We start from the raw sequence: 25009 nt of genomic DNA, 5'->3' as shown, positions 1-25009 counted from the left end.
CGCTGCCTAGAATGCCAACCCAGATGAGCCACGCCTCCGCTAATCAGCCCGCCATCTGCCTCAAAATCTCTGACGTGGGACAATCTTCGATCACTGTAGGCATTCTACAAGCGAACCCGCCACCACAGCTTCTTGGGCGCCGCCATCCCCCCGGGCATTCGAAAGCGCGGCGGCGTGAGGCCATGGGGACCATCGATGTCATCCGGACCGAGGAAGTTCGGACTCCGATGTCGGCATCACGCTCCTCCTACGGCCGGCTTTGTCGAATACACCAAACGGATGTCACCGACTTGCGTCATTCATCTTGACCGCAGCAGCTATGGCGTACCGGAATCATGCGTCGTAACCCTGCCAGCGGCGCAATGGTCACCATGCTCCGGATCGTGAAGATGGACGGCATGGCGCAGGCCGTAGGCGAACTCCCCGAACAGGAGCGCCTGCATTTAAAGCTTCCATTCCAGTTCTACCGCAACTGCTGAAGGCCGAGGCTGCAGAGTGGGAGGTTATGTTCGTCACCGACGAGCTCGAGGCGGCACGCTTCACAGCCCATCGGGATCTCAACGGCTTTGACTTCACCAGCAGTCAGATAACGGGGCGCTGGTGCGTCAGCTTCCCCAGGGCGAGGCCGTGGCACAGGCAGAACCTATATTGCGACCGCTTGGTGTGCAGGCCATCGAGCATCATCACAAATGAGTTCGCTTCTGCTCGACTGTCGAGTCTGGTCGAGGCGCTGGAACAGGAAAAGGCAGAGGGACGATTGGGCCGATTGCCAACCGCGCCTAGTGCATTCCGATCTCGCCTGCCGCCGTTCAGGGCATCGGGGGGCAATACTCTGTCGTGCCGTCGACCACAAGTTGGTATTTTCGGAAGGCGACTCCCCACGCACCTGAGAGACGCGTTGCACATCCACAATTCAGCCCGGTGCCGATGCGCCCTAGCTCCTAAGCCTATCGGGATTGGAACCTCCGCTCCAAAAACCGGTTTGCAAAAGATGTCAGCATCGTGAGAAATAAATATATAATGGCGACAAGAAGATAGATCTCGAACGGCTTATACGTGTTCGCCACAATAAGCTGGCCCTTTCGGAACAACTCCTCGAAGCCAATGATGGCCACAAGGCTGGTATCTTTCAGGATCCCTACCGCCTCATTTCCAAGTGAGGGCAATGCGCGTCGAAATGCTTGCGGGAGAATTACAAACGCCCAAACATATGAAGGACGCAGGCCGAGCGCTCTGGCGGCGTCCCACTGTCCTGTGCCCAAGGAACGAACCCCAGTTCGTAAGTCCTCTGAGATGTAGGCAGCGATGTAGCAGCTTAACGTCAGGACGGCGGCATAAAACCTGTCGAAACGGAAAGGTATCCCGATTTCCTGCAAGATGGACGGAATGCCAAAATAGACCATGAATATCTGCACGATAAGCGGAGTTCCACGAAAGAAATCCACGTACACCATGCAAAAAAATCTAATAATTCTGTAATTGCTCAGTCGTCCGACAGCGATAAATGTTCCGAGAACTAGAGCGAACATATACGATATTACTGCAAGCAAAACTGTCAGCTGTGCGCCATGCAAAAGGGCGGGTAAACTATTAGCCAACAGCTCGAACAACATCATACCTACTCGTGATTTCTTAATGAAGTTACTGGTCTCCCTGTGGGGGAGACCAGATGGGCTAATCGACCAGGCGCAATATTAGAACTTCGGCGCCTCGCGGTTGAACCACTTTTTGTAGAGCGCCGAATACTCCCCGCTTTCGATGACTTTCTTCAAGCCCGAGTTTACAAGCTCGATATTTTTGGAGCCCTGTGGAAATCCAATCGCGTAAAAATCATTTGAAATGAGTCCGGGGAGCATCTTAATTCCCTTTGCTGCTCCTGATTTTGCGGCATGATCTGATGCAATCTCATCGCCGATAACTGCATCAACGTTCCCGTTCTGCAACTCGATTAGAGGCGCATTGGATCCACTGAACGTACTGACGGTCGAATCTGGAACCTTTGCCGCAAGTTCGGCGAACGCCGATCCAAGTTCCACCGCGATCCTTTTTCCCTTGAGGTCATCGATGCCGTTTATTGTCGTATCGTCCGCCTTTACAAGGATGACGGCACCTGTTTTGAAATAGGGGACCGAGAACGCGATAGACTTTGCCCTCTCCTCGGTCGCTACCATGGCTGCAATGGCTCCGTCATAACTGCCGGCTTTTAGTGCAGGTATAATGCCGTCAAACGGAACGCTTTCAATTTTTGGCTCGAACCCTGCAGCTTTGCCGACGGCATCGATCAAGTCCATGTCGAAACCGACCAGCTTTCCATCCTTCTCGAACTCGAAGGGCGGATAGGTGGGGTCAGTCGCAAAAGTCAGTACCTTCTGATCTTGTGCGCTTGCAACCGCATTATGGTTTAGCGAAGCTAGCATCGCGATGGCAGCTGCGCCCAGCAAGTGGTGTACACGAAAGCCCATAATTTTTTTCCTTCCTCTGGAGTCACTGGTGAAGCTTGTTCTTTTTTTCCATTCAAACCAATTGTTAAGCATCGAACCTTAGGTGACTTTTTAGGAAACAGTTTCCCTTCGTTGTGCTGAGGCCGCGTCGGGTGGATCGTTTCAGGTCTTGATTTGCCCATCTGTTCGCCCGGTAGGTTTCGAGCTGCGTTCGCCTCGGGTTGTACGACGGCTGATTATGGTCTTCGCTTGTTGCATGTACTCTGGCTGTAGCGGGAACATGGTCCCCGCAGAGCCGCTGCCGTACCGCCGGTGACGGACGGCATGGCGCTCGCCGCCACGTCAGACGCTCCAGCGCTCTTCTTAACAGACCCAAATCCAGTGCGAATCTCGCGGCCAGACGCTGTAAGCTTCGATCCGGTTCATGCTGCTGGGACCACACCATCCGAAGGTCGTGTGTCCAGCAACATCGCTGACATCAACCCATAGTAGCGACGGCCTGCATCCAAAGTTCGCGTTGTTGTCACCTTCTTCGATCGCATGACGCTTTACCGTGATGCATTCGCAGCGAGGACTGGGCTCATGGTTCGACTTCTGGCAACGCAGACAAGACAGTTACTTGGTGTAGCTACGATAAGTATGATCGCTTCCCTTAGCTTCGGCGCTCTTGCGTCTGCGCAAGACCCGGTCGAGTTAATTTTCGCGACCGATCCGACTTACCCTCCATTTGAGTATAACGACAACGCTACACTGGTCGGTTTTGACATCGACTTGATGGCGGCGATCGGGAAAGCCGCTGGGTTCAGTGTAAAGTTCGAAAGCGTTCCCTTTTCCGGGATTATCCCCGCACTCAAAGCGGGGACGTATGATGGCGCAATCGCGGCGATTTCTGCGACCGAGGAGAGGGCGAAATCCATCGCGTTCTCGAAGCCATATTTTAAAACTGGAATTGTAATCGTCGTACCTGAAGCAGATGAATCCATCCGGCAGGAGGATGACCTTAAAGGCAAACACATCGCGGTTGAAATCGGCTCAGTCGGGGCTACAAAAGCTACCACTATCCGTGATGCAAAGATCAGTACGTACGACACGCCGAACAGCCTGCTTGAGCTCGCGGCCGGAAATGTGGAAGCCGCCCTGGGTGACGCTTCTCAAGTGCAATATGCAATCGCTACCGGACAGGTAAAAGGTATAAAGGTATTGCCTAATTTACTTTCGACGGACTTTTACGTAATCGGTTTTTCACACGGGTCGACTAATGTAGATCTCGTGAATACCGGACTTCAGAAGGTGCTCGATAGCGGTGAGTATGCCAAGATTTATAAACGGTGGTTTAAGGACGAGCCTGTCAAATTCTAAATCAAATATCTTACTGAACCAAAGTCTGCTATTTAACCAGGACTTTTCGGTCGTTCAACTCGACCGATTTGTTTCGGATGGTCGGACCAATTCGCGACGACGGTTCTGACCAGTGCCTCGTGGTGTGCTCCATCTGCGTGGGCAATCAGCGGGGGGTTCGAGCGGCTTGGGGATCGGGTCAGAGCGCGCATCGCATCGCGCACGGCAGACGTCTTAGGTCTGTCAACTCGCTGCAGCCAGAGGACCGACCTCTCTACCAAACGATGAAATACCCGCCGATTTGCACGCAGCTACGGGTTTCACCCTAGGCAAAAAAGGCCGCTGCAACGCATTCGGAACCGATGTCTCCGGAGGAACAGTCGAGTATCCAGAATATGTCAACTCGCAAACTTGATTGAGCCGCGTAATGAATTGTTTCCGATCGACTCACCTCAGGGTGCAGGTTCGGGGATTTAAATCTAAGATTATTCCGTCTACATCTGTCGTGGTAAAATGCTGATCGTAGGTTTGAATCGAGAGTTCAGCCTTCTTGACGATACATAGCTTTGGGAGACTGAGACGAAATGACCACCGCGTTTGTATTTCCTGAAGCGTTGAGCAATTCGATAGATAAGCCACCATTTCGAGTTCAAATAGCTTTTAAAGCTGACTGGATGGCGGCTGTGAGATTTGATCCTGAAGAGTTGCCGTCAAGGGAAGAATTGAGGCAAACGTTAGCTGGGAAGGAATCTGACGTCGCGGTGGAATTTTGCTTCAGAACGAGAGATGGATCAAATTTCTTTTTCGGCCTCAGGTTCGCGGGCGAGACCGGCGATCCCGATATTTTGGACGCCGTCGATCATGCACTTTGGTGCGGTAAGTCAGAAAGCTGGAGTTGCTTTCCGGATATGCTTGATAGAATAGAAAGGATCATTCCGCCTCGATATCGCCAAAAACGAAGCGCGCTCTGCCGCGAAATCGAGTGCGTAGAAATCGGCATTACGGATTGGTGGCGACGTGGCGATGTCGTGGAGGTTTGGAATTGCCAGTCGGCGGCACTGCCCAATCGAGAGCATCTGGAAAGGTTGATTGCGCCGTTCTCGTCACTCCACGAAAACACAATCAAATTTGTTTGCCTGGAGTCCAATTTCGTTTTCCCTCTGCATCACTGGTTCGGTATCGAAATTTCAGCACTGCAAGGAGACCGCAACGTCCTACAGATGCCCGTCGCGTACGATCGCCTTGTGGAAAACTTTTCTTCTACCCCTGGTTAACATCTTCACCGGAGTGAGAAGTCTTTAGCCTGGTTCCGGATGAGTTTGCGTGATCGTACTTATGCACTCAAAGAACGCCGGCTTAGAAGGAGCCAGGTCGTCAAGGACCCGGCTGCGGCGCTGGAAAAGGCGGCAAGAATTTGCAAGCCGCCACCGCAAGTAACCTAAGACAGGGGTCAAACACGAGGGCCGCGTCGCTGTTAGCGCACCACGGAGACGCTGGACATTGCGACATCTCAAGAACGCCCGCCGTGCCGAGAAGCGAGGTTGGCTTCCTCCTTTCGAAGCCGGAGTGTCAGCGGCTCCGGCAGGGTTTAGATACTCTCTTCAGCGCAGAGCAAGTTGGAACGGGCGGAGACGCTTACACATATGTGAAGTCACGCCCCGGAGATCAGGGCTGGAATGGCCAAAGCCTCATTCGCCTCGTCAAGGATGGAGAAACTGTAACGGCCAACTTCGTCCAGATCGACGGAGTAGCTCAGGCGGTCGAGTATGTGGTTGTCCTGGTCGAACGTGACAACCCGCGGCTTCAGCGAGGTGATATGCGCTTCGTCCAGGTAGACGGAGTTGCAGATGATGATCTGGTCGTCTGGCTGGCAGGTGCGAGCGGCCGCACCATTCAGGATGCAGCATCGTGAGCCACGCTCGCCGAGAATGACATAGGTCGAAATCCGCGCACCGGAATTCTTGTTCCAAATCTCCACGAATTCCATGGGCAGGATCCCGGCTGCCTCGCAGTGATCAGGGTCGAGCGTTATCGAACCGTGGTAGTTGAGGTTCGCTTCGGTGACGTGGATGCCGTGCAGCTTGCCGGCGACTATTTTTCGCATTGGTCTCGTTTTCCTATCATCATGGAAGTCTGGTCCTGCCATCCCTTTGGCGTCCGGTCGCCCCGCTAAACTCCGACGACGAGTGCACCGCCGCTCAGGCCCGCACCCGCCGCCGCCAGAAGGATTTTTTCGCCCGGTCGAAACGGCTGCGTCCGATGGGCGAGCGATAGCGAGAGCGGGATCGTCGCGGCGGAAGAATTGCCGTATTCGGTGATCGTCTTGACGATTGCTTGATCCGCAATTCCGAGGTTTCGGCCGACCGCATCGAAAATGCGGGCATTGGCCTGATGCGGCACGAACCGATCGATGTCTTGCGGTCGTATGCGGGCCGCGCGCAATGCATCCCGCGAGCAGGCGGTCATCATCTCGACGGCCTTGGCGAACACCTCACGGCCATCGGTGATCGTCATGCGCGTTTGGGCAAGGTCGAGGTCGCCATGGAACGGCGTGTTGCTTCCTCCGGCTGGGATCTGGATCAGTCTGTAGCGCGAGCCGTCCGAATCCACCGAAGCGCCGAGAATGCCCCGGTCGGGTTCCTCGCAGGGGCCACTCACCATCGCGCCGGCGGCATCGGCAAACAGCACGGCGCTGGCGCGCTCGGCCGGATTGATACGACGGCTGAGGATATTGGCGGCAATGACAAGGCTCGCTTTGCCATGCAGGCGGGTGAACCCGTCCGCGAACATCAGCGCATAGATGAAGCCGGCGCAGGCGCCTGTCAGGTCTACCGCACCGGCGCGGCCCAGTCCCAGCCGATGGGCGACCAGCGGCGCGCTGGGCGGCAGCAGGTGATCGGGTGTCGAGGTGGCAAGCAACAAAAGACCGATGTCGCCACGGTCGATGCCGGCGCTCCCCAGAGCCATGTCGCCGGCTTGCGCGGCAAGGCCCGACAGCGTGTCTTCGTCCGTGGCCCAGAAGCGCGACCGTATCCCGGTGCGCCGCTCGATCCAGCCGGGTTCAAGCCCGAGACGGTCTTCGATTTCCGGGTTCTCAACCTTGCGCGACGGCGCATGATGACCGAACCCGAGAATGCGCGACGATTTGCTCATGGTTTCGCGCCGAAGCGTTCGCCGGCCTCCTCGATGGCGTTGTAGAGCCCGTCCAATTCGTTGCCGGTGATACAGTAGGGCGGGAGGAGATAGAGAACATTGCCGAGCGGGCGCACGAGCAGGCCGCGCTCGAGGAAAAAAGCGCGCAGCTTCGGTCCGATCTCGGCCAGGTAGCCGGCCGAGCCGGCGCGGAGGTCGAGCGCCGCGATCGTGCCGGTCGTCCGGCAGTCGGTGAAGAACGGATTGTCGCGGAAGCGCCGAAGCCCGGCGGCCTGCATCGCGCTCAACGCCGCCACTCGCTCGGCCACCGGCTCGTCGCGCCAGATCTCGACATTGGCGAGTGCCGCCGCGCAGGCAATCGGATTGGCGGTGTAGGAACTCGAATGAAAGAAGGTCTTCTGCCGGTCTGTCGAATAGTGAGCCTGGAAAACGGCATCTGTGGCGAGCGTGGCCGCCAGCGGGATGGTGCCACCGGTCAAACCTTTCGAGGTACAAAGGATATCAGGAGAGATCGATGCTTGTTCGCAGGCGAACATGGTTCCGGTGCGCCCCCAGCCGGTCATCACCTCGTCGGCGATCAAGAGCGTACCGGAGGCCTCAGTGATCTTCCTCAATTCGGTGAGTACCCAGGCCGGGTACATCAACATGCCGCCGGCGCCGAGCACGAGCGGCTCGACGATCAGCGCGGCGGCGCGCCGGTCGTGGGAGAGTGCTTCGAATCGATCCAGCGTCTCCTGCTCGCGCCCGGGGGCCGGGAGGGGGATGGTGTCGACCTCGAACAGCAAGGGCTCGTAGGCGGCGTTGAAAACACCGCGGGCGCCGACGCTCATCGTGCCGATGGTGTCGCCATGGTAGCTGTGCTCCATTACGACGATGCGCGAGCGCGGCGCACCGGTGTTGCGGAAATAGCCGAGCGCCATCTTCAGCGCGACTTCGACGGAGGTCGAGCCGCTGTCGGTATAGAACACCCGGTCGAGGCCGGCGGGCGCGAGGCCGACAAGCGCCTCGGCCAGACGTTCGGCTGGCTCGTGGGTGAAGCCCGCGAAGATGATCTGGTCGAGGGTAGACGCGGTTGTCTCGATAGCCTTCATTATGCGCGGGTGGCGGTGGCCATGCGTGACGACCCACCAGGAGGAGATGGCGTCCAGGATGCGCGCGCCATCGGCTTTGTGAAGGTAGGCGCCTTCGGTCCGGACGATTTCGGGGATCGAATGCTCGAGCGCGTGCTGGGTGAAGGGGTGCCAAACTTGGGACTGCGGCATCATTCGCCTCCGGCAATCAAAGCGAGGTCGAAGCCGGCAACCATCGCTTCTCTCAGGGTTTTGCCCGTCAGCGGATCAAGGTGCGGCAGCCTGCCGAGCTGTGGCACGCCGCTGAATTCCACGATTGTCCTTTGCGTATCGGTCACCTCGTCGCCGATGAAGGCAAGGCCAATAAGCGGAATTGAGCGGGCCCGCAGGGCCTCGATCGACAGCAGCGTGTGGTTGATCGTGCCGAGCGCGGTGCGAGCGCACAAGATGACCGGCAGAGGCCATTGCGCGAATATGTCGATGAACCTTGTCCGCCGGTTGAGCGGTACCATCAGCCCGCCGGCGCCTTCGATGACGAGCGGACCCGGCACGGCTGGAACCGACAGGTCAGCCACCTCGATCATGACACCGTCGATTTCAGCCGAACGATGCGGCGAAAGCGGACTCTTCAAGCGATAGGCTTCCGGCAGGACGCGCTCGGCGGGCAAGCCGGAAAGCCGCGCGACGACCTCGCTGTCAGTCTCCTCGTCGAGGCCCGATTGCACCGGCTTCCAGTAGAAACCGTCGAGCAGGCCGGCGAGCCCGGCCGAAAATACTGTCTTGCCAATTCCGGTGTCTGTTCCGGTGACGACGATGCGCTTGCTCATGCCGTGGCCAACACTTCGGCGAGCGCCTCGACCATGGCCGAAATGTCGGCTTCGTCGACGTTGAGCGTCAGCGAAATGCGCAGCCGCGACGTGCCCTCGGGCACCGTCGGCGGACGTATGCCGCGTATGTCGAAACCGCGCGCCTGCAGTGCTGCCGCCATCGTCATCGTGCGCCTGACGTCGCCGATGACAAATGGCTGGATCTGCGAGCCGCTGGGCGTCACGCCGCAGCGCTCGGCCAATTGACGGCCGACGAAGGCGACGCGTTCATGCAGCTGAACGCGGCGCAGGGGCTCGTCAGACAGTATGGCGAGCGCTTCGCGCGCCGCGATTGCCATCAGCGGCGATGGCGCGGTGGCGTAGATGAATGGCCGGCAGCGATTGACGAGATAGTCGCACAGCGTTCGCGGCGCGGTGACGAGCGCGCCGGATCCGCCGAGCGCCTTGCCGCATGTGTGGAGCGCGACGATGTTGTCGCGGCCCTCGAAAGCGGCGGCCAGCCCCCGGCCGTCCGGTCCCCAGACGCCGGTTGCATGCGCCTCGTCGACGACGAGGAACGTCTCATGCCGGTCGGCAAGCGCGACCAGGCTCTCCATCGGCGCGCGGTCGCCGTCCATGCTGTAGAGGCTCTCGACTGCGATCCAGACACGGCCAATCCCGCCCTCGGCGCGCCACCTAGTGATGGCATCCTCGACAGCATCGACATCGTTGTGCGCGGCCAGCCTGGCCTCGGTGCGTCCTGCCTGTGCGCCCTCATGCATGCTGGCATGGGCGAGCTCATCGAGGACCAACAGGTCGCCTTTCTGCGGCAGGGCGGTCAGGAGAGCGAAGTTGGCGATGTAGCCGCTGCCGAAGAACAGTGCGCATTCAGCTCCGAAGAACGCCGCCGCGTCCGCCTCCAGCGCCTCGTGTTCCGGAGCATTGCCGCGCAACAGTCGCGACCCGGTGGCGCCAACCGGCGTGCCTCGCGCAATCGCCGCCGAAACCGCTTCGCTCAGCCTTTTGGAGGCTGCAAGTCCGAGATAGTCGTTCGAGGAGAAGTCGAGCCCGGCGCGCGGCGCAAGCGTCCGCAGGCGGTCCTTGCGCGCCAGTCCGCGCAAGGATGCGTCATACCGGGCAAGAAGGGCTTCGTTCATTGCGTGCCGATTTCCATCGGCTCGATGCCGAGACGCTGGAATAGCAGAGTGTCCTTGTCTTCGCCGGGATTGTCCGCCGTCAGCAGCGTGTCGCCGACGAAGATGGAATTGGCGCCTGCAAAGAAGCACAGCGCCTGCATCTCGTCGGTCATGGCGGTGCGGCCGGCGGAAAGGCGGACATGCGATTTCGGCATCATGATGCGTGCCAGCGCGATCACGCGCACGAACTCGATCGGCTCGATGGGCTTGGCGTCGGCAAGCGGGGTGCCTGCGATCGGGATAAGCATGTTGATCGGAACGCTTTCGGGATGCTCCGGCAGATTGGCCAGCGTCGCCAGCATGTCGATCCGGTCCACCGGCTCTTCCCCCATGCCGACAATGCCGCCGCAGCAGACCTTGATGCCGGATTGGCGAACATGCGCGAGCGTATCGAGCCGGTCGGCAAAGCTGCGCGTGCTGATGATCTCGCTGTAGTAGCGTTCCGACGTATCGATGTTGTGGTTGTAGTAGTCGAGACCAGCCTGCTTCAGCCGAGCGGCTTGCTCAAGATCGAGCATGCCGAGCGTCATGCAGGTTTCCATGCCCAACGCCTTGACGCCTTCGACCATCGCCACCACCGCGTCCATGTCGCGTGCCTTGGGATTTCTCCAGGCAGCGCCCATGCAATAGCGGGTGGCGCCAGCGTCACGCGCCTTGGTCGCTTCGGCGATGACGCGCCGGACCTCCATCAGCTTCGACGCCTTCAGGCCGGTTTCGTGATGCGCGGACTGGCTGCAATAGCCGCAATCCTCCGGGCATCCGCCTGTCTTGATGCTGAGTAGCCGGCTGAGCTGGACCTTGTTGGGATCGAAATTCTGCCGGTGAACGGTTTGCGCCTGAAACAGCAGATCATTGAAGGGCGCGTCATGAATCGCTTGGGCTTCTTCCAGGGTCCACATCCGGCCACCGTCGAAGGATTGAGCTTCAGGCAGGGTCTTTTTCGAAATCACTGCGTGCATTTCCATCCTGTTCCTTGCGTTGTGGCGACATGGGCGCCCTTGCAAACTGGCGGACCGCGTCGCGAAAGAGCCCGGTCGACCGCCGATGGTCAGGCCTGACGGTCAAAGCTCACGATAGTCGAGGCCGATATCGAGAATCGGCGCGCTATGGGTCAACCAGCCGATGGAGATCAGGTCGACATCGGTCGCTGCGATGGCTGGCACCATCGCGGCGGTGATCCTGCCCGACGCCTCGGTGATCGCCCGGCCGGCAACCATCGCCACTGCCTGGTGCAATTCGTCAAGCGACATGTTGTCCAGCAGCACGGCGTCGGGGGCGAGCGTCAGTGCCTCGTCTAGCTGAGCCAGCGTATCGACCTCGACTTCGATCTTGACGAGATGGCCGACGCCGGTTCGCACCCGCTCGATGGCGGGGCGAATGCCGCCCGCGATGGCGATGTGGTTGTCCTTGATCAGGATGGCGTCGTCGAGGCCGAAGCGGTGATTGGAGCCGCCACCGGCGCGCACGGCGTATTTTTCGACAGCCCGCAAGCCGGGTGCCGTTTTGCGGGTGCAGACGATTTTTGCCTTGTGCCCGCGTATCGCATCGACGATCGACGCCGTCGCCGTGGCAATGCCGCTCAGATGGCAGAGAAAATTGAGCGCGGTCCGTTCGGCAGTGAGAATCGCCCGGGCCGGGCCGCTCACCGATGCAATGGTCTCTCCTTGCGCGACCTCGCTGCCGTCCGCTCGCTCCACCCTCATCTCGACAGTCTGGTCGATCAGCCTGAAGGCGAGCATCGCCAGATCGAGCCCGGCGACAACCCCGTGCTGGCGTGCCGAAAGCACGGTCGTCGCATGGTGTTCCTTTGCCACGATGGCATCAGTGGTGATGTCACCGGCTCTGCCAAGGTCTTCGAGAAGTGCTGCCCGTACCAGCGGCTCGAGCATGATTGCGGGAAGTGGCGAGAGGTTCATCACAGCACGCTTTCCAAAGTTGGGGAGGATGCGAGTTCCCGCGCTGCGGCTATGGCCGCGTCGAGCGTGATTTGGGAGCGGCGGGCGACGGCCGCATGATGCGGAAAGTCCGTCCGGAAATGAGCACCGCGGCTTTCCCGGCGCAGCAAGGCGGCAACCGCGATCATCAGCCCGACGGCGGCAGGATCGGATGCCGCGTCGTGCCGCTGCAACAGCAGCAACAAGGCCCGCGCAGCCTCCTTCAACCCTTCGCCATCCCGCGTGACGCCAAGGACACGCGACAGGATGGGGCGCACAGGCCGTGGATCCGGCGCGAGCAGGTCAGGTGCCATCGCTGGCTTTCCGCCGCCGTCGGGCGAACCGGCAACACTCTCGGCAACCCAGCGCGGACAGACGACGGCCTCCGTCAACGAATTGCTGGCAAGCCTGTTGGCGCCGTGTAGCCCGGTCGAGGCAACTTCGCCGCAAGCCCAAAGTCCCGGAACGGAGGTGCGGCCGGAGCCATCCACTGCGACGCCACCCATGTGGTAGTGCTGGGCTGGGCGAACGGGAATGAGATCGTGCGCCGGATCAATGCCGGCCCTGCCGCAGGCCGATGCGATCGTCGGGAAATGCTGCGCGAATATCGCGCCTGGCTTTTGGCGTGCGTCGAGGAAGACGCGATGGCCGTCGGCAAGATGTCGCCAGACTGCGCGCGCGAGGATGTCGCGCGGTGCGAGCTCCGCACCTCGCACGCCGTCCAGGAAACGTCGGCCCGTCTCGTCGACGATCGTGGCGCCTTCGCCGCGAACCGCTTCGCTGATAAGCGGCATCGGACGGCCCAGCCCGTCAAGCGCGGTGGGATGGAACTGGATGAACTCCATGTCGGCAAGGACAGCACCCGCATGCGCTGCGAGCGCAAGGCCCTGTCCGCAACTGCCCAACGGGTTTGTCGTGTCATGGAACAGGCCGCCGATGCCGCCAGTGGCGAGAACGATCCGGCCCGAGGCAAGGAACACTGGCCCTGTCGAACAGTTCGCCAGCACACCGGTGATCCTGCCGTCCTCCACAGCCAGCCGACGCGCTTCGATGCTCTCGACAACCTCTATTGTCGGTGTTGAGCGGACGGCCGCGATCAGGGCACGCATGACCTCGCGCCCGCTGCCGTCGCCATCGGCATGAACGATGCGCCGCCGGTTGTGCGCGGCTTCCAACCCGAGACGAAGAGCGCCTGCAGGCGTGCAATCGAAGCGAACCCCAAGGCGCGCCAGATCCTCGATTACGGCGGGCGCCGCGTAGACGATGCGCCTTGCTGCCTCCGCATCACAAAGACCGTTGCCCGCGGCGAGCGTATCGGAAAGATGGAGCGCCGGTTCATCATCGTCGCCTAGGCTGGCGGCAAGCCCGCCTTGCGCCCACGCGCTGGAAGCGTCAGCTCCCAGCGACGTCCTCGACAGAAGAAGCACCGGCTCCGGCGTCAGATGGAGCGCGGTCATCAGTCCGGCAATGCCGCCGCCGATGATGACAGGCCGGCCGTCGAGATCTTCCACGCTCATACGGCGAGCATCCGCTCGACGGCAAGCCGCGCGCGCCCGGCAATCTCGGGCTCGATGGTTACGACATGGCGGTTCTGCTCGAGCGCTGTACGGATGTTGGCGAGCGTTATCCGCTTCATGTGCGGGCACAAATTGCAGGGCCGGATGAACTCGACTTCGGGGTGCTCGACCGCGACATTGTCGCTCATCGAGCACTCCGTCATTAGCACGACGCGGGGCGGCTTTTGCCGCCCGACATAGTCGGACATGGCCGCGGTCGAGCCGGAGAAATCGGCTTCGGCCACCACTTCAGGCGGACATTCGGGATGCGCCAGCACCGTCACGCCGGGATGGTCCTCGCGCAACTGGCGAATGTCGGCAGGCGTGAAGCGCTCATGCACCTCGCAATGCCCTTTCCAGGTGATGATCTGCACGTCGGTCTGGGCGGCGATGTTCTGGGCCAGATACTCGTCCGGCAGCATGATGACCCGAGAAACACCCAGTGACTCCACGACGGCTTTCGCATTGCCCGACGTGCAGCAGATGTCGGACTCGGCCTTCACGGCGGCCGAGGTGTTGACATAGGTGACGATTGGAATGCCGGGATAGCGCTGCCGCAGCAGGCGGACATCGGCAGCGGTGATGGAATCTGCAAGCGAGCAGCCCGCGTTCAGGTCCGGGATGAGCACCGTCTTTTCCGGATTGAGCAGCTTCGCCGTCTCCGCCATGAAGTGCACGCCGGCAAGCACGATGACGTCCGCTTCGACCGCCATCGCCTTGCGGGCAAGGGCTAGGCTGTCGCCGACAATGTCGGCCATGCAGTGAAATATCTCCGGCCTCTGATAGTTGTGGGCCAGGATGACGGCGTTTCGCCGCCGCTTCAGATCGAGAATGGCGTCGATGTCGTCGGTGAACGCCGGCCACTCGATAGCTGGAATGACCCGCCGCACACGATCATAGAGCGCGGAGCTCCGCGCCAGCCCATCCGTCATTTCCGTCTCCCGGTAATGCTCGATAAGAGTATATATAGGGCATATGCTTACCTTGAGCATAAAGAATGTCAACCGCGCGAGAGGGGTAATTTGGTCCCAGCTGCGGGGCGCTCGGCGAGAACGCCATGCCGGAATCGGTACAGCTTGGCCGGCCGCCCGCCCGTGTCGGCCGTCATCGCTCCGGTCTCTTCGACCAGTTCCTGCTGCTCGACCAGACGTCGAAAATTCTGCTTGTGCACCAGTCTGCCGGCCAGCGCTTCTACGGTGCGCTGGAGTTGCAGCAGCGTGAATGTCGGCGGCATCAGTTCGAAGACGACGGGGCGGTATTTGATCTTGGCCCGCAGCCTGGCGATGCCGGTGGCCAGAATGCGACGATGATCAGCCTGCATGGCTCGGCCGAAGACCGACAGCAAGGTGTCTGGACCGTGGCTGCGGTCTGCTTCCTCAACAAAGGCCGCCTCGTAAAGCAGTTCGTAGCGTTGCAGCACCAATTCCTCGTTCCAGGCATAGCCATCGAGGCCGAAGGCGATCGCCGCTCGCTGCCAGCGGTCATTGTGCGTGGGGCGATCGTCGGCGGAATCAGCCCAGGTTTTCAGGCGCGGAACGATCACGTCCGCCAATGCAGAGGGAACACCAGCACGGTGATCCTCCCAGGGAAAGTAGTCGTACCAGTTGCGCCAGGCGGCTTTGTCGGCGGGTGCCGCCTGCTCCTCCCGGGTCAAGGCGAGATAGCTAATCGAAACTACGCGTTGCGCGCTCCCGTTTGCCGCCCGGTCGCGATCGGCGAACGTATAGAGTTGCTCGATATAGCCCAAAGGGTGGCGGGTCTGCTGTTCGACCCAATCCCTCAGACCCGACTGCAGCGACCGATGTCCAAGTTCAAATGGGCCAGAAGGCAAGGATTGACCACGTTCGATGGTCATGACGCGCGGCTGACCAATCGTCACAGCAACCAGCACCGCAATCAGTTCCGCGGCAACAGAAAGCCTCTGGCTGTTTTTTGCGGGCTGCCTCACAATGTCTTCTGTCTCATTTTCACGTAAGCCCCGAACATGGTGCGGCGCGCTGTAGTCTGCCTTACAGTCAACAACGATTCTGAGCGTGAACCGGGCCGTAGCAGCAGTCAACTTGTCGAGGTGAACAACAGCTAGAGCAGGATAGACAACCGATTGCGCGCGAATCTCTTACGTGCTTTCGGCCATGACGATCCGCCGAATCTACGATGAGGGCTTTGCGGACCTAGGCGAGGCAGGGCGCTAGGCTGGCCTACCCCCGACTAATATAGCTCTGAAGTCGTTTACATTGGTGCCCGTCGGACCCGGCACAAACAAATCTCCGACGGCATCGAAAGCCGTCCAGGCATTGTTCCCGGCGAGCATGGCCCTGGCGTCTAAGCCTGCCCGCCGCATCCGCGCGACTGTCGATCCGTTGGCGAAGGCACCAGCATTGTCTTCCGAACCGTCTATGCCGTCCGTATCTGCGGCCAAGGCACTAATACTGGAAAGCCCATCGATGCCGATGGCGAAGGACAGCAGTAATTCGCTATTGCGGCCGCCCTTGCCCTTCGCACGCAGTGTTACTGTAGTTTCCCCGCCGGAAAGGATCAGAACAGGCTTGGGGAAGGGCCGGTCTCGCAGCGCAACCTCGCGCGCGATTGCCGCATGCACTCGACCCACGTCCCGCGCTTCGCCTTCGATCGCATCCGACAGAATGACGGCTTCGACTCCCTGCTTGCGCGCTTCGGCGGCCGCGGCTTCGAGAGAGACGGCGGCTGACGCGATGACGTGCACCTCGTTTCCGGCAAAACGCGGATCGGATGGCGAGGGTGCGTCGGCAGCAGCAGAATTGAGATGCGCCATCACCTTTGCGGACACCCTTATGCCATACGTCGCTATAAAATTCAGCGCGTCGGCCCGATCGGCAGGGTCGGGCACAGTCGGCCCGGAAGCCACGAGCGCCGGGTTGTCGCCTGGAATATCGCAGATGATCAACGAGACGACTTTGGCCGGATGCGCGGCGAGTGCAAGCCGCCCCCCCTTGATCGTCGAGAGATGCTTGCGAACGGTGTTCATCGCCATGATCGGAGCGCCGGAGTCGAGCAATGCCTCGTTAACGGCGATTTCGTCGGCAAGCGTCAGGCCTGGGGCAGGTGACGGAAGCAGGGCTGAACCACCGCCCGAGATCAACGCAACAACCAAGTCATCGGCGGTCAGACCAGAAACCTTCTCAAGAATGCGCTTCGATGCTTTTAGGCCGGCGGCATCCGGTACCGGATGCGCTGCCTCAATGATTTCCGTACGCTCACACTGCGCGCCGAAGCCGTACCGAGTTACGACCAGACCCTCCATCGGTGCGGCCCAAGCCCTCTCGAATGCCGACGCCATTTGGGCGGAGCCCTTGCCCGCGCCGATCACGAGAGTCCGGCCCTTGGGTCTTGGCGGAAGATAGTCACGGATCATACGGTCCGGATTAGCTGCCGCGACGGCGGCGGAGAAGATCGAGGCCAGGAACGACTTGGGATCGAACATGCGGTCAATCTCCTACTTGCCTCATTGCTGACTAATGGAAGGGAGGGCCTTTTGCCTGCGGCAGTTGGCAGTTCCGCTGCGAGGCCGGTCTTTCCATTCGGGCAGGCGGCATCGTTGCGTCCCTCAGGCAGGGCAACGGCGGCGGTTTTTCAAATGGTCTTCGCGTGACCTGTTGGTCAGCCAGGTCTTGGCCAGATGTTCACGTGTAGAACCCCGCATACGGCCTCAAAGGAACGATCTCGAAGTCCAGCATTCCGGCCTTCGCGAACGGCAGTGTCGCGAGCTTGGTTCTGACCTCGCCCTCATCGTCCGCCTCCGCGATCTGGCAGGCGCCGCCTTGATCGCCTCGGTGCCACAGCTGTCTTGTGAAGCCGAGCTCGTACAACCGCCTCGCCTGGTCCGCCTCCTGTTTTGCCAATTCGTCGAACTCGGCTGCAGTGAATTCACTTGTTCGCCGCCGGGACAATATTAGGAACTGCATTTTTCGGCCACTCCACTTTGGCGCCAGGAGGACGTCGGTTCATGCAACCGCGGCAAGCGGCGCAATGGGAACCGCCATCTGGTTGCCTTTGACAAGATCGGCGCCCTTCTCGCCGATCATCATCGCAGGACCGTTCGTGTTGCCACTGATCAGCACCGGCATGATTGAGGAGTCGATGACACGCAGCCCTTCGATGCCTCTCACCCGCAACTCGGGGTCGACGACGGCCATGTCGTCCACGCCCATCTTGCAGGTGCCGACGGGATGGTAGTCGCAGCATGCATATTGCCGGACATAGGCCATGATCTCGTCATCGGTTTGAGCTGACGGGCCGGGTAGCCGCTCAGCCTCGACGAACCCAGCGATCGCGGGCTGCGAAAGGACCTCGCGGATCAACCGCACTGACTTCAGGGCCATGCCGCGGTCATAAGGATCCGCGAGGTAGTTGGGATCGATCAGCGGCTCCGCGGCTGGATCGGCCGATCGAAGCCGGACCGACCCGACGCTCCTTGGTCGCAGAAACGTCGAGTTGATGGTGAAGCCCCGTGCGCCAGGAAGCCGCGTTTGCCCCCCACGCACCACGGTAGCAGGCGCGATGTGGACCTGCAGGTCGGGACGAGTGGCATTTTCCGTCTGGAAGAAACCGCCCCCTTCGACGATCACGGAAGCAGCTGGCCCGTTGCGATAGAGCAGCCAGCGCATCCCGTGCAGCATCGACCGGGGAAAGCGATCGTGCCCATCGTAGCTGATCGGCTGCTTCAGTGTGACGTGGACATTTGTACACAGGTGATCCTGGAGATTGCGGCCGACGCCTTTCAAGTCGACGACCGGTGGAATACCGAGCGCCCTCAATTCATCCGCGGGGCCCAAGCCAGACAACAAAAGAAGCCGGGGAGAATTGATTGCCCCGCTCGAGACGAGGATTTCCTGGTTCGCTCGCAGGATCTCGCGGCCCCCGTCGAGTTCCACGCCGACCGCCTTGCCGTTCTCGATGACGATGCGCGTCACCCGTGTACGAGTCCTGACAGTCAGGTTCTTGCGGGTGCGGACGGGGCGCAAATAGGAGATAGCCGCTGAGCGCCGGCGGCCGTCCCGGCAAGTCACCTGATAGAATCCGGCGCCATACATGCTTTCGCCGTTGAAATCCGGGTTGAACGGCAGGCCATATTGCTGAGCGGCCCTCACGAAGGCTTTGGTGAGCCGATGCGGGCTGACCTGGTCGGAGACCCACAGCGGTCCGCCCTGTCCATGATACCTGTTGGATAGGCGATCGTTGTCCTCGGACTTCCGGAAGTAGGGCAGGACATCTTCGTAAGACCACCCCCGGTTTCCCAAGGAGGCCCAATTGTTATAGTCCTCTTTTTGGCACCGGATGTAGATCATTGCGTTGATCGAGCTTGATCCGCCCAACGTTTTCCCCTGCGGGTACCACACCGAGCGACCGTCAAGATTTTGCTGCGGAACAGTATGAAACCGCCAGTTCACGCCACGCCCGAACAGCTTGCCGATGCCCCCCGGAATATGGATCATGGGGTTCCAGTCCCGGCTACCGGCTTCGAGCAACAACACATTGGCGCCGGGGTCTTCGCTCAGTCGGTTGGCGAGCACGCAACCCGCCGAGCCTGCCCCGATCACGATATAGTCCCACATCATTTCCTCCCGGTTTTCCCGGTTCGTCAACGACCCATGAACACAGGCGGTCGCTTCTCCGCAAAGGCTCTCAACCCTTCCCTTCGGTCGTGGAGCCCGAACGCCTCGGTCGTCAGTTCATGCTCAAGTCGCAGGCCCTCGGGCAAAGCCATCCGGTCAGCGGCGAGGACAGCGCGCTTGGCGAAGGGCGCGACAGCAACAGAGTTCGCAGCGACCGCATTGGCGATTTCCAGAGCTCTCTGCACAAGACGATTCGCAGGCACGACCTCGCTGATCAGGCCCTTGTGCTCGGCAAGTTGCGCATCGATCGTCTGTCCCGTCAGGATCATCTGCATAGCAAAGGATTTGCCCACGAGCCGCGGCAGGCGTTGCGTGCCGCCATCGCCCGGAAAGGAACCGATCCTGATCTCCGGGAATGCAAAGGTCGCCGTTTCGGAGGCCAGGGCTATGTCGCATAGCAGGGCGAGTTCCAGTCCACCTCCGAACGCAAAACCGTTGATTGCCGCAAGCAGGGGCTTTGAAAAAGCCTCGACCGATCGCCACGATTCCAGCCGTTCGGGATCGGTATAGGAGGCAACGCCCCGAACGAGCATGTCTGCAATGTCCGCTCCCGCCGAAAAGGCTCGGCCGGCACCAGTCAAGACAACACATCCAAGTGTCGGATCGGCTTCGGCTTCGGTCAGACACGCCGCTAACTGGCCCAGAAGCTCCTTCGACAGCGCGTTGAGCTTGTCGGGCCGGTTGAGCGTGACAACGAGAACCCGCTCCCTTCGCTCCGCCAGAACGAGGCGGGTGATGGTTTCACTCCGCTGCATACGCAAGTCCCGTCGTAACTGGAGTCATCGCTTTGCGGTTACCCTTCAGGAGGTCGGATGCCTTCTCCCCGATCATGATCGTGGGCGCGTTCGTGTTGCCCGATACCAGACATGGCATGATCGACGCGTCGGCGACGCGTAGCCCATCCACCCCGCGCACTCTGAGTTCAGGATCAACGACGGCCAGGTCGTCCTCGCCCATCCGGCATGTGCCGACTGGATGATAACCGGAACGGCTTTCCCGGCGGACGTAGGTCTCGTAGTCGGCCCGATTTCGAACAGCAGGCCCGGGCATGAACTCGTTGGCGATGTACTTCGACATCGAAGGCCGGGCCATGATGTCCTGACCGATCCGCACTGACTCGACGGTATGATCGAGATCAAATTTTTCCGATAGGAAATTGGGATCGATGACCGGCGCCCTCGCGGGGTCGGCGCTTGCAAGCGAGACAGTGCCTCGCGAACGCGGCCGAAGGAGGTAGGCATTCAGTGTACATCCATTCCCCGTTGACTGATCTCCCGTGACGGCTTCGATCCCGGTTCCGGCAAGGAAGTGAAACTGGATGTCGGTCGAGGGATCGTTCCCATCCGCCGGCCAGAAAGCCCCGCCCTCAACTACGGTCGCGCTGATCGGACCATTGCGGAATAGCGCATACTGCAGCCCGGCCCAGACCTGCCGACGGGCCTTCTTGTAGACGTCATAGCTCTCGATGCCGGTAACGTTGTACATCATGAAGATGTCCAGGTGGTCGTGGAAATTCTGCCCAACGCCGGGCAGGTCGACGACAGACCGGATGCCATGGGCGGAAAGGTGCTTCGCTGGTCCTATGCCGGACAGCATCAGCAGTTTGGGCGTGCTGATGGCCCCGGCTGTGAGCACGACCTCCCGCTCGGCCCGCGCAAAAAATGGCCGCTTGCCTGTCACGCCCTCGATCCCCACTGCGCGTCCGCCTTCGATCACGATGCGGTGGACAACACAGCCGGTCCGGATTTCGAGGTTGGGGCGCTTGCGCGCGGCTCCGAGATACGCGACTGCCGCGCTGCAGCGGCGACCATTGCGGTTGGTGACCTGATAGAGGCCTGTGCCGCGTTGGTCGCGGCCGTTGAAGTCCGCATTGTAGGGCATGCCGTATTCCTGGCACGCCTTGATGAAGGCCTTGGACAAGGGATGCGTATGGCGTTGGTCCGAGACACCCAGAGGCCCGTCCGTGCCATGGTAGGTGTCCGCGAAGCGTTCGTTTGCCTCGGCCCGCATGAAATAAGGCAGCACGTCCTGATAGGACCACCCCGGGCAACCGGACGCCTTCCAGTGGTCATAGTCCGCCGCTACGCCCCGGATATAAACCTGGGCATTGATCGAACTGCCACCCCCAAGCACTCGCGCCTGAGTGTAGGGCGGCGTTATGCCGTCCTGATGTACTTGCGATGACAGCGCGAAATCCCAGGTCAGGGGGCCCTTGGTCGTCTTGTAGTAGCAGACGGGCAGGTGGATGTAAGGGTTCCAGTCGCGGGCGCCGGCCTCCAGCAGCAGGACCTTGCAATCAGGATCCTCCGACAGGCGGGCGGCAACCGTGCAGCCGGATGATCCCCCGCCGACCACGATGTAGTCGTAGGTCGGGGCTTGTCTGCCTAGCGAACCCATTTCAGGATGTGCTCCCCCACACAGACAGTCTCGTTGTTCTGATTGGTGACTACAATGTCGGAGCGGGCGCGGCGACGCTCCGCGTCGATTTCGCGAACCGTGTATCTGAGGGTGACCCTGTCGCCGATCCGGACGGGGAGGAGGAAGCGGATTCGGTCATAGCCAAGTGAGACCGGCGTTTCGGTCGCCCGCACATCCGGAACTCGCTCGACGATTTCCGTTGAGCAGGCCGACATGTAGCCCACAAGCAGCGCGCCATGGGCGATGCGCCCCCCATAAGGGGTACCCTCCATCTCGCCATCATTGACGTGATTTGGAGAGTGATCGCCGCTGACATCTGCGAAGGCTCTTACCGCGCTCTCGGTCACTTCGCGCTCGAGGACCACCTCATCGCCCGGATTGAGGTAAAATTGGCCCGCCGACGTCATGCCGCGTATCCATAGACTGTATTGCCGGTGATGCCAGCGGCGGACAGCATCTTGCCGATCTTGGTGATTTCCGCCGGAATAGGTTTCATCAATGGGGGCCTCACAACGGCACGCTCGAGCTTGCCGAGCAGCACCAGAGCCTCCTTCATGCGATTGTGCATATCGAGGAGCGGCGCATCGTAAAATGCGCGGACCATCGGGTAAATCCGGTCGTTGACGGCCTGCGCCTGCGTCAGGTCGCCGGACTGCACCGCGCGAAAGAGTGCGACCTGAAGGTCGGGAATGACACTTCCAGCGCCTGAGAGTAGCCCGTCGCAGCCCAGCGCGAGCGACCCCAGAAGCCACGCGCTGTGAGTTGTCAATGTCCGGACAGGTTGGTCCAAGGCCTTGAGTTCGCGGATCTGCCGTTCGTGCTGGTTGCCGTCGCCGATCTGGTCCTTCACCGCGCGGATTGACGGGAAGCGGACACAGAGATCGATCAATGTCGACAAAGGATAGGATAGATTGGAGATGAGCGGGTACTGGAACAGGATGATCGGGAGGTCTGAGGCTCCCGTGATGTGCTTCAGATGCTCGATCGACATTTCCGGGCGCAAATGTCCGCCAAGCGCCATAAAATCGGGTGGGAAGACGAGCAGGCCCTGTGCGCCTTCCGCTTGCGCGCGTGCCGCAAGACGCCCGGCCTCAAGGCTCGAATTCGAATAGATTCCGACGAGTGTGGCCACGCCCTGGCCAGCGAGCTCCTCGACCGTCACGGCGACGGCGCGATGCTGCTCCTCGATAGTCAGCGCGTGGACCTCAGCGGCATGGCCATTGATGGCGATAGCGTCGACGCCGTCGACCGCCGCGATATCGTTCAAGTGTCGCCGATACGCCCGCTCGTCGATCGCGAAATCGGGGTCGAATGGCATCAGACAGGCGGGGATCACCCCCTTCGGCTCGAATGCGATACTGGTCACTCTAATCTCCTTGCCTATGATCGTAGGGGCCGCGCAATCCGTGCGGCGGCCCCTTCCTCGATTTCAGAATCCTTTGCCGATCATGTCCTTGGCGTTCTCGGCGGTAATCGCGACGGATTCGAGGAGCACCTCTTCCGGGACGCTTTCTCCCTTCGCGATCTTGTAGGCATATTCGATGCCCTCCGGCGCCACGTACGGATAGGTGAACGTCGCTGCCAGCTTGCCGGCGGCAACCGCGTCGATGGCGTTGTTCTGTCCGTCGATGCCGATCACCAGAACGTCCTTAAGACGTCCTGCGCCTTCGAGGATCTGGATGGCGCCAAGCGCCATTTCGTCATTGTGGGCATAGACGGCCTGGATCTCGCCTTCGCCAAAGCGCTGCACCATGTCCTCCATGAATTTGACCGCCTTGTCGCGCGTGTAGTCGCAATTTTGTGTCGCCACGATCTTGAGATCTGGGGTCTTGGCTAGTTCATCGACAAAGCCCTTGTTGCGGTCTGTCGTGGCCGATGCGCCAGCCGTGCCCTGAAGCTCGATGATGGCGCCCTTGTTGCCCAGCTTCTTTGCAAGGAAGGCCGCGGCTGCCGCGCCGATCGGGAGATTGAGCGCGCCGATGTGGCACGTCACCTTGGTGTTGACCTTACGATCCAGGGTCACCACGGCGATCCCGCTCTCCATGGCCTGCTTCACGATGGGTGTCAGTGCGTCGGCAGTGAGCGGCGACACAATCAGCACCTTCGGTCCCTGAGCGATCAGGTTCTCGATGTCGGACACCTGTTTGCCGGAATCGTTGTTGCCGTCGGTGATGACGAGTTCGACATCCTTCAGGTTCGCATCGGCATACGCCTTGTTGACGTTGGTCTGCGCAACACGCCAGGGATGGTTCAATGTACATTGGCTGAAGCCGATTTTGATCTTGTCGTCAGCGAATGCCCTTCTGCCAATTCCGATCAGTGGAATAGCGGCGGCGCTGGCCATGAGCGTCAGTGTTCTGCGGCGTGTAAGTTCCATTTCTACCTCCCAGTTTCCTCTGCCCCAGCGTCCTCGTCACCATTGTCGAGGCTCGCCGGACAAAGATGCCTATCTGCCCTTCCGGTGACGCATGACCTCGAAGCCAACGGCTGCGAGGATGATCGCACCTTTGACGATTTGCTGCGTGAAGGGCGAAATGCCGAGCAAATTGAGGATGTTGGCCATCAGGGCTATGATCGCGGCGCCGATCACGGTCCCGACCACGCCGCCTTCTCCGCCGAACAGGCTGGTGCCGCCGATCACCACGATCGATATCGCTTCGAGTTCCAGGTTAGTCCCGGCGGTCGGCTCACCGACGGTGAGCCGGGAAACGAAGATGAGTGCCGTCAAGGACGAGAGCAGGCCGGATATGACATAGACGCTCATCAGCACGCGGGGGACATTTATGCCCGCGAGGCGCGCGGCCTCGCCATTCGAGCCCACTGCGTAGACCTGGCGGCCGAAAGCAGTGTGACGCAGCACGAAATACGCTACAGCGACGATCGCGACGAAGATCCAGATCGGGACCGGGATTCCCAGCAGGAACCCGCCACCAAGAAAATGGAATCCATCTGCGGCCGAGCCGAGGCTCTTGGGCTGACCGTCGGCGATCGTCATGGCGATGCCTCTGCCCATCACCAGCGTTCCGAGTGTCATGATGAAGGGCGGCATGCCCAGGACGACGACACCAACGCCGTTGAAGATGCCGAACAAAACGCCGATAGCGAGTGCTGCGAGGACAACGATTGGGATCGACACGCCGGCGGCCAGCATCATTGCTGCGCTCACGGATGTCACCCCGACGATCGAGCCGACGGAAAGGTCAATGCCACGTGTCAGGATGACGAAAGTCATGCCGACGCTGACGATGCCGAACAGGGCAACCTGACGACCGACGTTGAGCAGATTGCCGGTTTGCAGAAAGCTGGGGGAGAGATAGATCGCGACCCCGCAGAGAATCAACAGCACCCACAAGAGCCCGATGCCTTGTGCCCAGGAGCGCATCCTGCGGGAAATGCCCGCCACTGAACCCGGGGCAACGTCTCGCGCCGTGATTTCCATGTTCTTC

General features: G+C 60.5%; 24 protein-coding genes. 2 read left to right on the top strand and 22 right to left on the bottom strand.

From position 1 onward, the window contains the following. Positions 1-317: 317 nt before the first annotated feature. The 3 genes from CIT31_RS35800 to CIT31_RS29220 form a co-directional block, all read right to left on the bottom strand. Positions 318-443 (bottom strand): hypothetical protein, encoded by a 126-nt coding sequence (locus CIT31_RS35800; RefSeq protein ID WP_280950418.1) that lies wholly within the window; start codon positions 441-443, stop codon positions 318-320. 504 nt (positions 444-947) lie between these two features. Further along, the gene (locus CIT31_RS29225; protein WP_095521376.1) at positions 948-1616 is read right to left on the bottom strand and encodes an amino acid ABC transporter permease; all 669 of its coding nucleotides are present in this window, start codon (positions 1614-1616) and stop codon (positions 948-950) included. Between the two features lie 78 nt (positions 1617-1694). Next, on the bottom strand, positions 1695-2462 hold the full coding sequence (locus CIT31_RS29220; RefSeq protein WP_165778587.1) for a basic amino acid ABC transporter substrate-binding protein: 768 nt from the start codon (positions 2460-2462) through the stop codon (positions 1695-1697). Positions 2463-3080: 618 nt separating this feature from the next. Between CIT31_RS29220 and CIT31_RS29215 the strand changes: the two genes are divergently transcribed. Together CIT31_RS29215 and CIT31_RS29210 are read left to right on the top strand one after the other, a co-directional pair. Beyond that, on the top strand, positions 3081-3800 hold the full coding sequence (locus tag CIT31_RS29215; RefSeq protein ID WP_206073428.1) for a basic amino acid ABC transporter substrate-binding protein: 720 nt from the start codon (positions 3081-3083) through the stop codon (positions 3798-3800). 563 nt (positions 3801-4363) lie between these two features. Beyond that, positions 4364-5053 carry a hypothetical protein gene (locus tag CIT31_RS29210; RefSeq protein ID WP_133116223.1) on the top strand — a complete coding sequence of 230 codons (690 nt, stop codon included), beginning with the start codon at positions 4364-4366 and terminating at the stop codon, positions 5051-5053. 377 nt (positions 5054-5430) lie between these two features. Here CIT31_RS29210 and panD read toward each other — a convergent pair whose 3' ends face one another. From panD to CIT31_RS29115, 19 genes are all read right to left on the bottom strand, one after another. Then, a complete protein-coding gene (panD, locus tag CIT31_RS29205) occupies positions 5431-5883 on the bottom strand; it encodes an aspartate 1-decarboxylase (protein WP_095521372.1) in 453 nt (150 codons plus the stop codon). 65 nt (positions 5884-5948) lie between these two features. Continuing rightward, the gene (locus tag CIT31_RS29200) at positions 5949-6932 is read right to left on the bottom strand and encodes a beta-ketoacyl-ACP synthase III (RefSeq protein ID WP_095521371.1); all 984 of its coding nucleotides are present in this window, start codon (positions 6930-6932) and stop codon (positions 5949-5951) included. Further along, the gene (locus CIT31_RS29195; protein WP_095521513.1) at positions 6929-8194 is read right to left on the bottom strand and encodes an adenosylmethionine--8-amino-7-oxononanoate transaminase; all 1266 of its coding nucleotides are present in this window, start codon (positions 8192-8194) and stop codon (positions 6929-6931) included. The genes CIT31_RS29200 and CIT31_RS29195 overlap by 4 nt, the downstream gene beginning before the upstream one ends. After that, positions 8194-8829, bottom strand: coding sequence for a dethiobiotin synthase (bioD, locus tag CIT31_RS29190; RefSeq protein WP_095521370.1), 636 nt, complete (start codon positions 8827-8829; stop codon positions 8194-8196). Before bioD ends, CIT31_RS29195 begins: the two co-directional genes overlap by 1 nt. Then, entirely contained in the window at positions 8826-9965 is a 1140-nt protein-coding gene (locus tag CIT31_RS29185) for an 8-amino-7-oxononanoate synthase (RefSeq protein WP_095521369.1), read from the bottom strand. Before CIT31_RS29185 ends, bioD begins: the two co-directional genes overlap by 4 nt. Then, on the bottom strand, positions 9962-10903 hold the full coding sequence (bioB, locus tag CIT31_RS29180; RefSeq protein ID WP_095521512.1) for a biotin synthase BioB: 942 nt from the start codon (positions 10901-10903) through the stop codon (positions 9962-9964). The genes CIT31_RS29185 and bioB overlap by 4 nt, the downstream gene beginning before the upstream one ends. Positions 10904-11065: 162 nt before the next feature. Beyond that, the gene (gene nadC / locus CIT31_RS29175; RefSeq protein WP_095521368.1) at positions 11066-11920 is read right to left on the bottom strand and encodes a carboxylating nicotinate-nucleotide diphosphorylase; all 855 of its coding nucleotides are present in this window, start codon (positions 11918-11920) and stop codon (positions 11066-11068) included. Next, positions 11920-13455, bottom strand: a complete 1536-nt coding sequence (locus CIT31_RS29170) for an L-aspartate oxidase (protein ID WP_095521367.1) — start codon at positions 13453-13455, stop codon at positions 11920-11922. The genes nadC and CIT31_RS29170 overlap by 1 nt, the downstream gene beginning before the upstream one ends. After that, positions 13452-14426: a quinolinate synthase NadA gene (nadA, locus tag CIT31_RS29165; RefSeq protein WP_165778585.1), complete on the bottom strand. Its 975-nt coding sequence runs from the start codon at positions 14424-14426 to the stop codon at positions 13452-13454. Before nadA ends, CIT31_RS29170 begins: the two co-directional genes overlap by 4 nt. A gap of 68 nt (positions 14427-14494) precedes the next feature. Further along, the gene (locus tag CIT31_RS29160) at positions 14495-15445 is read right to left on the bottom strand and encodes an NUDIX hydrolase (protein ID WP_095521511.1); all 951 of its coding nucleotides are present in this window, start codon (positions 15443-15445) and stop codon (positions 14495-14497) included. A gap of 237 nt (positions 15446-15682) precedes the next feature. Next, complete coding sequence (locus CIT31_RS29155; protein WP_095521365.1) at positions 15683-16954, bottom strand: glycerate kinase type-2 family protein; 1272 nt, start codon at positions 16952-16954, stop codon at positions 15683-15685. A 199-nt stretch (positions 16955-17153) separates the two neighbouring features. Continuing rightward, on the bottom strand, positions 17154-17435 hold the full coding sequence (locus CIT31_RS29150; RefSeq protein WP_095521364.1) for a muconolactone Delta-isomerase family protein: 282 nt from the start codon (positions 17433-17435) through the stop codon (positions 17154-17156). Between the two features lie 39 nt (positions 17436-17474). Then, a complete protein-coding gene (locus CIT31_RS29145) occupies positions 17475-19085 on the bottom strand; it encodes a GMC family oxidoreductase (protein ID WP_095521510.1) in 1611 nt (536 codons plus the stop codon). Between the two features lie 26 nt (positions 19086-19111). Beyond that, a complete protein-coding gene (locus CIT31_RS29140) occupies positions 19112-19900 on the bottom strand; it encodes an enoyl-CoA hydratase/isomerase family protein (protein ID WP_095521363.1) in 789 nt (262 codons plus the stop codon). Further along, positions 19887-21542: a GMC family oxidoreductase gene (locus tag CIT31_RS29135; RefSeq protein WP_095521362.1), complete on the bottom strand. Its 1656-nt coding sequence runs from the start codon at positions 21540-21542 to the stop codon at positions 19887-19889. Before CIT31_RS29135 ends, CIT31_RS29140 begins: the two co-directional genes overlap by 14 nt. Further along, complete coding sequence (locus CIT31_RS29130; RefSeq protein ID WP_095521361.1) at positions 21530-21970, bottom strand: MaoC family dehydratase; 441 nt, start codon at positions 21968-21970, stop codon at positions 21530-21532. Before CIT31_RS29130 ends, CIT31_RS29135 begins: the two co-directional genes overlap by 13 nt. Further along, the gene (locus CIT31_RS29125) at positions 21967-22929 is read right to left on the bottom strand and encodes a dihydrodipicolinate synthase family protein (protein ID WP_245316504.1); all 963 of its coding nucleotides are present in this window, start codon (positions 22927-22929) and stop codon (positions 21967-21969) included. Before CIT31_RS29125 ends, CIT31_RS29130 begins: the two co-directional genes overlap by 4 nt. Positions 22930-22992: 63 nt before the next feature. Then, positions 22993-23940 (bottom strand): substrate-binding domain-containing protein, encoded by a 948-nt coding sequence (locus CIT31_RS29120; RefSeq protein ID WP_095521360.1) that lies wholly within the window; start codon positions 23938-23940, stop codon positions 22993-22995. Positions 23941-24009: 69 nt separating this feature from the next. Continuing rightward, entirely contained in the window at positions 24010-25002 is a 993-nt protein-coding gene (locus tag CIT31_RS29115; protein ID WP_095521359.1) for an ABC transporter permease, read from the bottom strand. Positions 25003-25009 lie beyond the last annotated feature (7 nt).

It is taken from the genome of Mesorhizobium wenxiniae (assembly GCF_002284535.1).
In the GTDB taxonomy this organism is placed as follows: Bacteria; Pseudomonadota; Alphaproteobacteria; order Rhizobiales; family Rhizobiaceae; genus Mesorhizobium; species Mesorhizobium wenxiniae.
This window is presented reverse-complemented; position numbering and strand designations above follow the sequence as displayed.